Source organism: Streptomyces sp. ML-6, assembly GCF_030116705.1.
Taxonomy (GTDB): Bacteria; Actinomycetota; Actinomycetes; order Streptomycetales; family Streptomycetaceae; genus Streptomyces.
Map to the genome: position 1 here is coordinate 5,137,905 of NZ_JAOTIK010000001.1, position 12,766 is coordinate 5,150,670.

The 12,766-nt window shown below is 71.4% G+C and carries 11 protein-coding genes; 9 read left to right on the top strand and 2 right to left on the bottom strand.

Annotated elements, in window-relative coordinates; genetic code table 11:
- Positions 1 to 101: 101 nt before the first annotated feature.
- On the bottom strand, positions 102 to 1,199 hold the full coding sequence (locus OCT49_RS23070) for a threonine synthase (RefSeq protein ID WP_283853741.1): 1,098 nt from the start codon (positions 1,197 to 1,199) through the stop codon (positions 102 to 104).
- 233 nt (positions 1,200 to 1,432) lie between these two features.
- On the opposite strand from OCT49_RS23070, the gene OCT49_RS23075 reads away from it, so the two are divergent.
- The 4 genes from OCT49_RS23075 to OCT49_RS23090 all read left to right on the top strand — a co-directional run bounded on the left by OCT49_RS23075 (position 1,433) and on the right by OCT49_RS23090 (position 5,542).
- Positions 1,433 to 3,019: a S8 family peptidase gene (locus OCT49_RS23075; RefSeq protein ID WP_283853742.1), complete on the top strand. Its 1,587-nt coding sequence runs from the start codon at positions 1,433 to 1,435 to the stop codon at positions 3,017 to 3,019.
- A 476-nt stretch (positions 3,020 to 3,495) separates the two neighbouring features.
- Complete coding sequence (locus OCT49_RS23080) at positions 3,496 to 4,248, top strand: GntR family transcriptional regulator (RefSeq protein WP_283853743.1); 753 nt, start codon at positions 3,496 to 3,498, stop codon at positions 4,246 to 4,248.
- Positions 4,249 to 4,614: 366 nt separating this feature from the next.
- Positions 4,615 to 4,797, top strand: a complete 183-nt coding sequence (locus OCT49_RS23085; RefSeq protein ID WP_283853744.1) for an SPOR domain-containing protein — start codon at positions 4,615 to 4,617, stop codon at positions 4,795 to 4,797.
- A 343-nt stretch (positions 4,798 to 5,140) separates the two neighbouring features.
- Complete coding sequence (locus tag OCT49_RS23090; RefSeq protein ID WP_283853745.1) at positions 5,141 to 5,542, top strand: NUDIX hydrolase; 402 nt, start codon at positions 5,141 to 5,143, stop codon at positions 5,540 to 5,542.
- A gap of 606 nt (positions 5,543 to 6,148) precedes the next feature.
- On the opposite strand, the gene OCT49_RS23095 is transcribed toward OCT49_RS23090, so the two are convergent.
- The gene (locus tag OCT49_RS23095; protein WP_283853746.1) at positions 6,149 to 6,910 is read right to left on the bottom strand and encodes a 4'-phosphopantetheinyl transferase family protein; all 762 of its coding nucleotides are present in this window, start codon (positions 6,908 to 6,910) and stop codon (positions 6,149 to 6,151) included.
- 420 nt (positions 6,911 to 7,330) lie between these two features.
- Here OCT49_RS23095 and OCT49_RS23100 point away from each other — a divergent pair, with 420 nt between their 5' ends.
- The 5 genes from OCT49_RS23100 to OCT49_RS23120 all read left to right on the top strand — a co-directional run bounded on the left by OCT49_RS23100 (position 7,331) and on the right by OCT49_RS23120 (position 12,734).
- Positions 7,331 to 8,128, top strand: coding sequence for a helix-turn-helix domain-containing protein (locus tag OCT49_RS23100; protein WP_283853747.1), 798 nt, complete (start codon positions 7,331 to 7,333; stop codon positions 8,126 to 8,128).
- 55 nt (positions 8,129 to 8,183) lie between these two features.
- Positions 8,184 to 9,086 carry a helix-turn-helix domain-containing protein gene (locus OCT49_RS23105; RefSeq protein WP_283853748.1) on the top strand — a complete coding sequence of 301 codons (903 nt, stop codon included), beginning with the start codon at positions 8,184 to 8,186 and terminating at the stop codon, positions 9,084 to 9,086.
- Between the two features lie 287 nt (positions 9,087 to 9,373).
- Complete coding sequence (locus OCT49_RS23110) at positions 9,374 to 10,123, top strand: thioesterase II family protein (protein WP_283853749.1); 750 nt, start codon at positions 9,374 to 9,376, stop codon at positions 10,121 to 10,123.
- A complete protein-coding gene (locus OCT49_RS23115) occupies positions 10,120 to 10,881 on the top strand; it encodes an IclR family transcriptional regulator (protein ID WP_391730911.1) in 762 nt (253 codons plus the stop codon). Before OCT49_RS23110 ends, OCT49_RS23115 begins: the two co-directional genes overlap by 4 nt.
- A gap of 32 nt (positions 10,882 to 10,913) precedes the next feature.
- Positions 10,914 to 12,734: an AfsR/SARP family transcriptional regulator gene (locus tag OCT49_RS23120; protein WP_283853750.1), complete on the top strand. Its 1,821-nt coding sequence runs from the start codon at positions 10,914 to 10,916 to the stop codon at positions 12,732 to 12,734.
- Positions 12,735 to 12,766 lie beyond the last annotated feature (32 nt).

Sequence of the window (12,766 nt, forward strand, 5' to 3'; positions counted from 1 at the left end):
TCCGGTCCGTCCCGCACGCCCTGCCCCGCCTGGTCCGCCCCGCCCGGTCCGTCCCGCACACCTGCCCGGTCCGTCCCGGAACGCCGGGGTGGTTCACCGGGTCAGTTCGCGAGGCCCGTCTTGAGGCCCGCGCCGCACAGCGGCACGACGACGCTCCGGTCCGTCCAGCCGCCGACCGCGGCCCAGCAGGCGACGCCCGTCGTCTCCACGTAGAAGCCGCGCGCGGCCAGGTCCAGCTGCGCCGCGCGGATCTGCTCCTCGGTCACCGTGAGGAAGGTGCCGCCCGATTCGCGCACCGCGGCCAGGATGGCGCGGGCGCGCGGCGGCCGGGGGATGGCGATGCCCTCCGCGAGGGTGGGGGAGAGGGGGCCGGCCGGCTCGTCGAGCAGCTCCGCCGCGTCCGCGCGGAACGCGGCGGCCAGCGGCGACACGGCCTCGGCCTGCACGGCGATCAGCGCCGGGCGCTCCTCGATCAGCCCCAAGGCGTGGAGTTCGGCGGTGGCCAGGGCCGCGCCGAGGAGAAGGGTGCCGTTGCCGACCGGTACGGCGAGGGCGTCCGGCAGCCGGCCGCCGAGGTCCTCCCACAGCTCGTACACGTAGGTCTTCGTGCCGTGCAGGAAGTACGGGTTGAAGACGTGCGAGGCGTAGAAGGTGCCGGGGGCGTCGGCGGCGGCCCGGGCCGCCAGGGCGGTGGCCTCGCGGTCGCCGGGGACGATTTCCAGCCGGGCGCCGTGGGCCCGGATCTGCTCGGTCTTCTTCGGGGACGTGCCCTCGGGGACGTACACCGTGCAGGGGAGCGAGGCGCGGGCGCAGTACGCGGCGACGGAGGTGCCCGCGTTGCCGCTGCTGTCCGCGACCACGCGCTCGGGCGAGAGGCGGCGGGCCAGTTCGGCGAGCATCACCGCGCCGCGGTCCTTGAAGGACAGCGTCGGCATCAGGAAGTCGAGCTTGGCCGAGACGGTACCGGTGAGCGGGACGAGCGGGGTGCGGCCCTCGCCGAGCGTGGTCACGGGCGAGTCGAGCGGCAGCACCTCCTCGTAACGCCACAGTGAATTGACGCGTTTCCTCAGGGAGTTGGGCGAGAGAGCGGCGGAAGGTCCGAAGTCGAGGTCCCAGGGGCCGCGGCAGACGGGACAACACCAGGTGAGAGCGGTGGTGTCGGCCCGGGTGCCGTCCTGCGGGCAGAAGTAGGTGGGCATGCCCGACAGCATGTCAGGCGTGTGGCGACGGCATGACGAAGGCGTGGCGCACCTGTTGGACCCTTGTGCGATTCCCAAGAATCGGTCAATCTTTCGCTGTCGGTCAGGACCGTGGGCAAGCACGGAACTTTCAACAGCTGATTGTCATGCCCATGTTTAACGGTGCCTGTTCCGTTCTGAGTAGCACGTGCAACCCCCCACCCATGCATCGTGATCGAGGAGGATCCCCCCACATGTCAGTGATGCGTCACACCCCCCACGCACGTCGAAGACTGGCCGCGGCGAGTGTCATAGCCGGTGCGGCCCTCGCGCTCTCCAGCGCCGCGGTGTTCCCCGCCTCCGCCTCGGATCAGCCGGCGGAGGGGCTGATTCAGAACGCGGGCGCCCCGGGCACCATCAGCGGCAGCTACATCGTCACGCTCGACGAGTCGGCCCCCGACGCGGGCTCCTCGGCGGGCCGCGCGGTGGCCAAGGAGTACGGCGCCAAGATCAAGCGGACCTACCGTTCGGCCGTCAACGGCTACTCGGTGGAGCTCTCGGAGAAGCAGGCGAAGCGGCTCGCCGCCGACCCGGCGGTCAAGACCGTGGTGCAGAACCGGGTCTTCAAGGTGACCGGCACCCAGCCCTCGCCGCCCTCCTGGGGCCTGGACCGGATCGACCAGAAGTCCCTTCCGCTGAACCAGAGCTACACCTACCCCGACAAGGCGGGCGAGGGTGTCACCGCGTACATCATCGACACCGGTGTGCGTATCTCCCACAGCGACTTCGGCGGCCGGGCCTCGAACGGCTACGACGCCATTGACAACGACAACACCGCGCAGGACGGCCACGGCCACGGCACCCACGTGGCGGGCACCGTCGCCGGCAACTCGTACGGTGTCGCCAAGAAGGCGAAGATCGTCGCCGTCCGGGTCCTCGACGACAGCGGCTCCGGCACGACCGAGCAGGTCGTCGCGGGCATCGACTGGGTGACGGCGAACGCCGTCAAGCCGGCCGTGGCCAACATGAGCCTGGGCGGCGGTGCGGACTCCGTGCTCGACGAGGCCGTCCGCAAGTCCATCGCGTCCGGCGTGACCTACGCGGTGGCCGCGGGCAACGAGTCGACCGACGCCTCCACGAAGTCCCCGGCGCGGGTCGCCGAGGCCATCACGGTCGGCTCCACCACCAACTCCGACGCCCGTTCCAGCTTCTCCAACTACGGAAGCACGCTGGACATCTTCGCGCCGGGTTCCTCGATCACCTCGGCCTGGAACACCAGCGACAGCGCCACCAACACCATCTCCGGCACCTCGATGGCGAGCCCGCACGTCGCCGGTGCCGCGGCCCTCTACCTGGCGGACCACCCGAGCGAGAGCCCCGCGCAGGTCTCCGCCGGACTGGTCGCCGCGGCCAGCAGCGGTGTGGTGACCAACCCGGGATCGGGTTCGCCGAACCGTCTGCTGAACGTCGGCGGCGACTCGACCACCCCGCCGGGTGGCGACAAGTTCGAGAACACCACGAGCTACACCATCAGCGACAACTCCACCGCCACCTCGCCGATCACCGTCTCCGGTGTCACCGGCAAGGCGCCCGCCTCGCTGAGCGTGGCCGTCGACATCTCGCACACCTACATCGGCGACCTGACGATCGACCTGGTCGCGCCCGACGGTTCGGTCTACAACCTGAAGGCCGGCGGTGAGGGCGGCAGCGCCGACGACGTGAAGAAGACGTACACGGTGGACGCCTCGTCCGAGACGGCCAACGGCACCTGGAAGCTGAGCGTCCGGGACAGCTGGTACGGCGACACCGGGAAGATCAACGCCTGGTCGCTGCAGTTCTGATGACTTTCCGTCGGTGATCCACCGACCGTGCGGGGCGGCTGCTCGGGCAGCCGCCCCGCCGCGTTTCCCGCTCCGGGGCTCCGGCGGTGGCCGCCCGCCAGGGATGCCGGAGTCGTGCGGTGAACCGTGCGCTGCGAACTGCGGGCTGCGAACCGTGTGAGGGGAACTGCGTGCCGCGCACCAGGGGCCGCGAATTGTGTGCTGCGAACCGTGTGCCGCGAATCGCGTGCCGGGGAGAGGCAGTTATTGGTCTGGACCAAAAGGGGCTCGGAGGGGGCGGGGATTGCGGTAAAGGGGGAGAGGGAAGGAAGGGGCGGGAGGATCGGGAAGGGCTGAGATCCTTCTGGCGGTCGACGGCCGGATATGCATGGATGGGCTGCGAATCATCACATCAGGTGAATCTTTGGCCTGCACTTGCGGTCCACAACCGACGGTTGTCAGGCTGTCGCAGACTGTCAACCTGTTGGGAGTGGCCTGTGACTTTCGGTGAGCAGCCCGCGTATCTGCGCGTTGCAAGCGATCTGAGGGAGAAGATCGTCAACGGTTTGCTGCCGCCGCATACGCGCCTGCCTTCGCAGGCCCGTATCCGCGAGGAGTATGGAGTCTCGGACACCGTCGCGCTGGAGGCGCGCAAGGTGCTGATGGCCGAGGGGTTGGTGGAGGGGCGCTCGGGCTCCGGCACGTATGTGCGCGAGCGCCCCGTGCCGCGGCGGATCGCCCGCTCCGGCTACCGGTCGGCCACCGGCGCCAGTCCGTTCCGTCAGGAGCAGACGGCGGAAGGGGTGCGCGGGACGTGGGAGTCCCGCAGCGAGCAGGAGGAGGCGAGTGCGGAGGTCGCCGAACGGCTCGGCATCGAGCCGGGAGACCGGGTGATGCGGACGAGGTACACCTTCCGGGAGGCGGGGGAGCCGATGATGCTCTCGACCTCCTGGGAGCCGCTCGCCGTGACGGGGCGCACGCCGGTGATGCTGCCGGAGGAGGGGCCCCTGGGCGGCTGCGGGGTGGTCGAGCGGATGGCCGCGATCGACGTCGTCGTGGACAACGTGGCCGAGCAGGTCGGCGCGCGCCCGGGGCTGGCGGAGGAGCTCCTGGCGCTCGGCGGTGTACCGGGGCACGTGGTGATGGTGATCGAGCGGACGTACTACGCGTCGGGCCAGCCGGTCGAGACGGCGGACGTGGTGGTGCCCGCCGACCGCTTCCGGATCGCCTACCACCTCCCGGTCAGGTGACCGTGCGCGGCGCGGGCGGTGCGGCGCGGGTGGTTCCGGTGAGGGGGCGGTCGGTGCCAGTGGCGGCGCGGACCGTTCCGGTGGGGGTGGTGCCCTCGCCCTTCGCTCCGGCTTGTCATGTCCAGCTCTTCCCCTCGAGAGGGGCGGGGCGGGTGGGGTAGGGAGGGGCGTTTCGACCCCCCAAGGGGCGCATCCGGTCGGGTGCGCCCCTTCTTGCTGGCCGATTCGGTACCTCTTTGTGTAATTACGTATCCGTTGCGTGAAGGTCAGGCGTAGGGTCAGGCATATGCGTACTGCGGATTCCTGGGGATCTTTGGAGACGTGCATGCCGTTCGAGGAAGGGGCGCAATGCTCGGGAGGGGAGCGATGAGCGACAGCGGTGCCGTGCTCCCATGGCTGGTGATACGGCAGGACGACAACGGCAATCGCTATCGCGTCGGCAGATATGCCACACGGGGCGAAGCCCAGAAGATGGCCGACAAGCTCGATGAACACGGACACAAACAGCTCTACTGGGTGGAACGCGTCGGGCAGGGCAGCCGGCCGTAACCCCGGCACGGGGAGCGGGGCGGGGGTGGCGCGCTCCGGCGCGCGGTGGAGCGCGTGACGGCGGGGGCCGTTCGCGTACCGGGCCGCCCGTCGGCCGCATCCCGCCGTGCTCCCGCCCGTACCGCGCCGCCGCCGGCTTCCCATGCCCGCCCGCGCACCGCGCCCCGATCCGTGTGCCGCCGCGACCCCGCTCGCGCACTGTGGTCCGGCCGACTGCCCGTGCCGTCCGCGCACTGCCCCCGGTACCCCACCTCGTCCGCGCACTGCGGCCCCGTTCGTGCGGTGGGTTCCCGTCCCGTTAGGGTCCTGTCCGGCCGGGTGGCGCACGAACGGAGGCGGAGTGATGTCGGGCCTGATCGACACGGTGGCATGGGTGCGGGTGGAGAACGGCAGGATCCTCTGCGCGCGTTCGCGGGGGAAGGACGTCTTCTACATCCCGGGCGGGAAGCGGGAGGGGCAGGAGACCGATCTGGAGACCCTGCTCCGTGAGGTCGAGGAGGAACTGGCCGTGGCCATCCTCCCCGCCACGGTGTCGCACATGGGGACGTACGAGGCGCAGGCGCACGGCCACCCGGACGGGGTGGTGGTGCGGATGAGCTGTTACGCCGGGGACTACCGCGGGACGCTGACCGTCAGCAACGAGATCGAGGAGATGGCCTGGTTCTCCTATGCCGACCGGCCGCTCGTCCCGCCGGTCGACCAGCTGCTCTTCGACGACCTCAAGGCGTCCGGCACCCTGGTCTGAGGGGCTCGCGGAACTGCGGGAGCGCGGAACCGTGGGAGCGCGGAACTGCGGGAGCGCGGGGCGCCCCGGCCGTCCGGGGCTCCCGCCCTCGTCACCGGCCGCGGACCGGACCCGGTCCGCGGCCGCTCCGCATCCGGCCCCGAGGAGACCTCGACACGGTCCGTGACCGGTCTCGCGGCGACCCCGGTCCGTGACCGGTCATGCCCTGGCCCCGGTCCGGGTCCGCGGCCAGTCCGTTTTCGGCCCCGATCCGGCCCGACTCGCGGCCGGTCCCCAGCCGGAACGCGTCCTTCATGCCGGTTCGCGCCTGCCGATCCGCGTCGTCCGGTGGCCGGACGGAGAATTAATTGCGTAACCCGTATCGATCTTCAATTCCCCACGGAAAAAAGGTCGGTTGAATTGATTGTGCGCCGGTCCATTGTCTCTCGGGCAAGGAACGGAGAAGTTCCGCATCAATCCTTCCCGTGAATGATGACTGTGGTCGTCGGCGGGATGATTTTCTGTCGTACGTCCGAGGAACGCGACATTACGGAACCCGGTATGCGGGTCGCGCGCCGCATGCCGGGCCATGTTGTTGGTCGGGACCGGGGAGCGCCCGGCTCTGTTTCATTGGTCGGAAATCGAAGAAATTGAAATCGGAACCGCCGGTGGCCGATGGAGTCTCACGGTCACAGGGACGTGCGAGGGCAGCGCCGCGGTTGCAACCCACTTCCCGGGCGTGTCGAGGTCGGTCACGGTCCAGCTCCCGGGGGTGCCGGGGACGCCCGCCGTCACCGTCGCGGAGTCGGGGGAGCCGGGGTGGGTCTCGATGGCGGACAGGTCCCCCGCGATGCCGGTGCCGACGGCCTTCAGCACCGCCTCCTTCCGGGTCCAGCAGCGCAGGAAGGCCCGGTGGCGCGCCGGTCCGGGCGGCAGGGCGCGAATGTGACGCCGTTCGGCCGGGGTGAGGGCGACATGTCCCAGTTCTTCGGTGTCCATCTCCCGTACGCCCTCCACGTCGACCCCGACCGGGAACCGGGCGACCGCGAGCAGGCAGCAGCCCCCGGAGTGCGAAAGGCTGATCCGGAAGGGGGTCGCGGGGTGCGCGATGATCGGCGGACCGTGGTGCGAACTGCCGCATTCCGGGCAGGAGTCACGTCCAAACCTGATTTCGCGGGGACTGACCTGAAGTAGTCGGGCCAGTACGTGCCGGGCCCCCGCGCGGCTGCCGGCGAACTGGGTCGCCTGGCCGGGATGGCTGATGCGGTCCAGGCGCTCGCGCTCGCCGGCGTCGAGCAGTTCGAGAGCGGCTGGATCGGGTCGACCGCTCGGGATGTGCCACCAGTGGACGAGTGCTTCGGACGCGGTGGGGGCGAGGGGCTCGGTCACGGGGCGAGCCTAGGTCGCGCCCCCATTCCAGGTGGAACGGTGACCGCTATGGGACAGCGGCGACTGCGCTCCGGAGTTGAACGATTTCATACCGCAGCGTAAGTGGAGCGTTGGCCGTGCGATTTCGGGCCCGGGGTGCAGCTTGCTGACATTTTCCCGAGGAGGGGCCCTCGGCAGGGTGGAGAAGAGGGATGGTGCGGACCCTTCCGGTCCGCTTGGACTGGACCGCCGTTGACTGGTTCACACCTGGCGATCTAATGTCGAGTCAAGTTGATCGTGGCGTATATGTGTTGCTCGGGTTTGTGTTAATTGGCTTCCGATTCAACCTTATCCGGGTTGAGGGTCTTCCATGAGGCGGATGAAATCTGACGAGGTCAACTGGCATCCCGGGACAGCGCAGTAGGGGACGGGTGGCCGAAAATGAGTATGGTGGCGGATGCTCCGGAAGACCTGGAACACACGGATTACGTGGAGCGGGCGCTCCTGCAGGCCCGTGCCCTGATCGAATCCTCGGTGTCCTTGCACCGGCAGAGACCCGGGGGTGCCTCGCTGGTGGTACGGGCCGACGACCGGTCGATCGGCGAGGCGATCAGGCAGCTGATGGCGGGCGCGCGCTACTCGGCCCACGTCGCGGTGACGGGGGACCGGGCGCACTCGGCCGCGGTCTGCTCCGCCCTCGCGGCGTCCGTCGCGGACATGCCGCCGGCCCCGGCGGACCGCGGCGACCGGGGGCGGCTCGCCGTGCGGCTGCTGGCCGCCGGCGGCGCACTCCACCTGCCGTCGAACTTCGGGGACTCGTTCGGCGCGGCGAACCTGGAGATCCGCATCACGAAGGGCGAGTTGCGCGAGGCGCTGATCGTCGACGGCCGGACCGCCCTCGTGCAGTCGGGCGCCGAGACGGGCGCCAGGCATGCCGCGATCATCACCGATCCGGCCGCCGTCGGCGCGCTCGACCTGCTCTTCGCCGGGACGTGGACGAGTGCCCGCCCCCTCGCCGACGAACTCCGCCTGGACCGCAGCCTGCGCACCGCTCTCGCGCGCCGGATCCTGGAGAAGCTGCGGGAGGGGCACACCGACGATGTCGCCGCCCGCGAGATAGATGTGTCCCTGCGTACGTACCGACGGCACGTCGCGGAGATCATGCGTGAACTCGGGGCGAACTCCCGCTTCCAGGCGGGTGTGCGCGCTGTGGAACTGGGGTTGCTGGAACGGTGCTGAACAACCGCATGACGCAGTAACTCCGAAGTGTGGAAAAACATCGGGGGCAACGGGGATGAGCAGGACATCAGAGACGTGGTCGATACCGGCCGGGGACGGAACGAAGGAGTGGGACCGGGAACACGCCGGGGCGACAGGAGAGCCGTCCGTGCCGGGGCCGAGGACCCCTGGGGCGCGACCGGGCAGGATCCCGGGGAGCGAGCCGCACGCCGACGCCATAGAGCGGGCCCTGCTGGAGGTCCGGGCGATGATCGAGATGACGGTGGAGCAGCACCGGGACCGTGTCTCGTGGGATCAGCTGATCACCGCCGTGGACGACAGCAAGGAAACGATCGTCGCCGAGGCGCGCAAACTGGTGCGCCAGGCGCGGACGAACATCGACGTCGTGCTGGCCGCGGGGCCGAGCTGCGGCGCCGAGTCCAAACGCGCGCTGCACGAACTGCTCCGCGCGGTGCCGGACACGATCCACATCCGGCTGCTGTGCACGCCGGTCATGATCGACGAGGATTTCGTCCGGGCCCAACGCGCCCGGGAGCAGCCGGCCGAGGTCCGGGTGGCGCGGGTACCACCCCTCCAGGGGCTCATCGTCGACGGCACGGTCGGGCTGGTCTCGGCCGAGTCGCCCACCGGCCGCAGGGCCTCGCTCATCCGTGTCCCCGATGTCATCCGTACGCTCAACACCCTCTATGAGGGGGTCTGGCGCAACGCCGTTCCCGCCGACGGGCACATAGCCTTCGGGGACCACTCGCGCGCCGAGCTCGCGCGGCAGATCCTGGGGGCGCTGCGGGCCGGTGTGACCGACGAGGTGGCCGCACGCGAACTCACGGTCTCCGTGCGCACCTACCGCAGGTACGTCGCCGAGATCATGACGCTGCTCGGTGCCACCTCCCGTTTCCAGGCCGGGGTACGGGCGGCGGAACTGGGGTTACTCGGATCCATCGACACACCGGGAGCCTGAGGGACGGCATCCCGCCGCCTTCCCGCGGGCGCGCGCCGACGTGGCGCGGCCGCCCCTTCGCGGACACCGTCCGGCGCCGTGCACACGTGCCGCCGGACGGCGTCCGTGCGTCCGGTGCTGGCAGCTTCCTGTAGTTCCGGTTGTCGGGTGCGGAACCCGGGTATTAGAACAGGTTTGTTGACTCGGATCCGTCCCGAGGGCCGTCCCGTGCGCCCACTGGGGACCACGGGACGGCCATCGGGCCGCGGACCGTTTGATGTACCGCCGACGCGAGGTGCGAAGTAGGGATGAAGTCCGGCATCGACAGCGGATGGTTCCGCAGATACGAAGCGGTGGCCCCGCGCGGGCGGGTGCTGATCCTGCCGCACGCGGGCGGTTCCGCCGCGTACTTCCACCGCTGGGGAAGGGCGTTCGGCGAGGACACCGAGGTGCTGGTGGCCCGCTACCCCGGACGCCACGTCCGGATCGACGAACCCTTCGTGCTCCGGATGGACGAGCTGGCGGACGCGGTCACCGGGGCCCTGCTGCCGTTCCTGGACCTGCCGCTGTCGCTCTTCGGCCACAGCATGGGCGCCTCGCTGGCCTACGAGGTGGCGCTCCGGCTGGAGGCGCGGCACTCGGTGCGCCCCGCCGGGCTCCACGTGTCGAGCCGGAAGGCACCGCACCGCCTCACCCCCACCTCGCTGTACCGGGAGGACGACGACGCGCTGGTCGCCGAGGTCCACCGGCTCGGCGGCACGGAGGGGGTCCCGCTGGACGATCCCGCGCTGCGCGCCATGGTGCTGCCCGCGATCCGCGCCGACTTCACGATCGTGGGCACCTACGGGCCGCGCCCCGCCGTCCCGGTGGGCTGCCCGGTGCACGGCTACGTCGGCGACAAGGACCCCTCGATCACCGAGACCGAGATGACGGCCTGGGCCGACGTCGCACCCCACGGATACACCCAGCAGGTCTTCCCCGGCGGGCACTTCTACCTCGCGGACCGGCGCGACGCGCTGATCGGGGCCATCGGCGGATCCCTGGCCGGTGCCCGATGACCATGTCGCTCTCCCCGTCCTCCCCGTCCCCCGCCCCGTCGCCGGTCCTCGACCACGACAGCGGGGTCGCCGTACTGGACAAGGCGTCGTTGCTGCTGAGCGTGCTGGAGGACGGCCCGGCCTCGGTGTCGCGGATCGTGCGCGTCACGGGGCTGACCCGTCCCACCGCGCACCGGCTGGCCCTGGCGCTGCAACGGCTGCGGCTGGTCACCCGCGACGCGCGGGGCCGTTTCCTGCTGGGGCCCAGGCTGAGCGAGATGGCGGTCGTCGAGCACGGCGACCGCATGCTCGCCCTGGCCGGCCCCGTGCTGACGGGGCTGCGCGACCGGACCGGGGCCAGCGCCCGGCTCTACCGCCGGTGCGACGACCGGGTGCTGTGCGTGGCCGCCGCGGAGACCTCGTCGGACATCGCCGCCACGGTGCCGGTGGGCACGGCCTTCCCGATGCGCTCCGGTTCGGTCGCCCAGGTGCTGCTGGCCTGGGAGGACCCGGACGTGCTGTACCGGGGACTGGTGGGCGCCCGCTTCACCGCCACCGTGCTCGCCGGGGTGCGCCGCCGGGGCTGGGCGCAGAGCTTCGGGGAACGGGGCCGGGGCTCCGCCGAACTGACCGCCCCGGTGCGCGGACCGGGCGGCCGGGTCGTCGCCGCGCTCTGCCTGTCCGGCCCGGTCGGGCTGATCACCGACGAGCCGGCCCGGGAGTACGGCAGCGCGGTCATCGACGCGGCGCTGCGCCTCGGGGAGGCGTCGGACACGTGACCCCTGCCTCCTGCGGGCGGGTGGTCTGCTGAATGACACTCGGACAAGGCACCGGATCCGAGCTGGAGTTCAGGATTCTCGGGCCCACCGAGATGTGGGCGTCCGGGGTGCGCATCCCGCTGACCGCCGCCAAACAACGCACGGTCCTCGCGGCCCTCCTCATCTCTCCCGGCCGGTTCGTCTCCGACCTGTGGCTCAGCGAACTGCTGTGGGACGCCGCACCCCCCGCCACCCGGTCGGCCCAGCTCTACACGTACATCTCGCGGCTGCGCCGGATCTGCGGGCCCGACCTGCGGCTGGCGCGCAAGCACCGGGGCTACCACCTGGCGCTGGGCGACGCCTGGTTCGACTGGGACGTGTTCCGGCAACTCGCCGAGCAGGGCCGCGACGACCTGCTGAACAGCCGTTACGCGGAGGCGTCCGCCTGCCTGGGCACGGCACTGGAGCTGTGGAGCGGGCCCGCCCTGTCGGACGTGACCGAGTTCCTGGCCCGCGCCGAGCTCCCCGCCCTGGAGGAGTCCCGGCTGACCGTGGTCGAGAACCGCATGGAGGCCGAGCTCGAACTGGGGCGGCACAGCCGGGCCCTGCCCGAACTGACCCGGCTGGTCGCGGAGCACCCCACCCGGGAGTCGCTGCGCGGCCACCTGATGACCGCCCTGTACCGCTGCGGCCGGCAGATGGACGCGCTGCGGGTGTACGAGCAGGGCCGCCAGGTCCTCCAGCAGGAACTGGGGGTGGACCCGGGGCCCGTGCTGCGCGAACTGCACCGGTCGGTGCTGCTGGAGGAGCTGGCCGCGCCCGCCGCCGCCGAGGCGCTCACGGTCGCCAGCAACGGGGCGCCGAGCCCCTGGACCGGACTGGTGCCGGCCATGCTGCCGATGGACACCACCGACTTCGTCGGGCACGGCGCCGAACTGGCCGAGGTGCTGGAGGGGTTGCGCGGCTCCGGCGGCTCCCACCGCGGTGTCGTGCTGGTCGGCGCGGCCGGGGCCGGGAAGTCCGTCCTGGCCGTGCGCGCCGGGCACGTCTGCCGGGACGACTTCCGCCAGGGGCAGCTCTACATCGACCTGCGCCGGGAGGACGGCAGCCCCAAGAACCCGCTGGACGTGCTTGGTTCGTTCCTGCGGGCGCTGATCCCGGTACGGGGCGACCTGCCCGAGACCCTGGACGAGCGGGCCCAGCTGTACCGCAGCGTGCTGGCGCGGCGCCGGGTCCTGGTCGTGCTCGACAACGCGGTGGACGACCGTCAGGTGCGCCCGCTGCTGGCCAGCGGCGAGAGCTGCCGGATGCTGATCACCAGCCGCAGCGCGATGGCCTCGCTGGAGGGGGTGCGGGCGGTGCCGGTCGGCCGGCTCGACGACGCGGCGGCCCGGCAGCTGATCGAGTCGGTCCTCGGCGCGGCCCGGCTCGACGCCGAACCCGTGGCGGCCGGACGCCTGGTGGAGCTGTGCGACGGGCTGCCCCTGGCCCTGCGGATCTGCGCGGCCCGGCTCGCGGCCCGGCCCCAGTGGCCCGTGGCCCGGCTGGTGGACCGGCTGGACCCGGGGGAGGGGCAGGCGCGCCACGAGGAGTGGTCCGAGGGCAGTCTCGACCTGCGTGCCGCGCTGCGCACGAGCGTCCTCCAGCTCGAACCGGGCCTGCGCCCGGTGCTGCGGGTGCTGGCCCGCGCGGACCCCGGTCCCTTCACCGCGGCGGAGGCGGCAAAACACCTGGGGTGGTCCGAGGAGCGGACCCAGACGGCGCTGGACGCACTGGCGGAGGTGTGGCTGCTGGAGGTCGACGCCGGGTACGGCCCGGACGCGGGGCCCTGCACGTACCGGTGCTCCCCCCTGGTCAGACTGCTCGCCCGCTGAGGGCCTGCCGGGCGGACCCCGCCGGGGCGCGG

Coding starts and splice junctions, on each gene's coding strand:
- OCT49_RS23070 (WP_283853741.1), bottom strand. CDS start 1,199: ATGCCCACCTACTTCTGCCCGCAGGACGGCACCCGGGCCGACACCACC.
- OCT49_RS23075 (WP_283853742.1), top strand. CDS start 1,433: ATGTCAGTGATGCGTCACACCCCCCACGCACGTCGAAGACTGGCCGCG.
- OCT49_RS23085 (WP_283853744.1), top strand. CDS start 4,615: ATGAGCGACAGCGGTGCCGTGCTCCCATGGCTGGTGATACGGCAGGAC.
- OCT49_RS23090 (WP_283853745.1), top strand. CDS start 5,141: ATGTCGGGCCTGATCGACACGGTGGCATGGGTGCGGGTGGAGAACGGC.
- OCT49_RS23100 (WP_283853747.1), top strand. CDS start 7,331: ATGAGTATGGTGGCGGATGCTCCGGAAGACCTGGAACACACGGATTAC.
- OCT49_RS23105 (WP_283853748.1), top strand. CDS start 8,184: ATGAGCAGGACATCAGAGACGTGGTCGATACCGGCCGGGGACGGAACG.
- OCT49_RS23110 (WP_283853749.1), top strand. CDS start 9,374: ATGAAGTCCGGCATCGACAGCGGATGGTTCCGCAGATACGAAGCGGTG.
- OCT49_RS23115 (WP_391730911.1), top strand. CDS start 10,120: ATGACCATGTCGCTCTCCCCGTCCTCCCCGTCCCCCGCCCCGTCGCCG.
- OCT49_RS23120 (WP_283853750.1), top strand. CDS start 10,914: ATGACACTCGGACAAGGCACCGGATCCGAGCTGGAGTTCAGGATTCTC.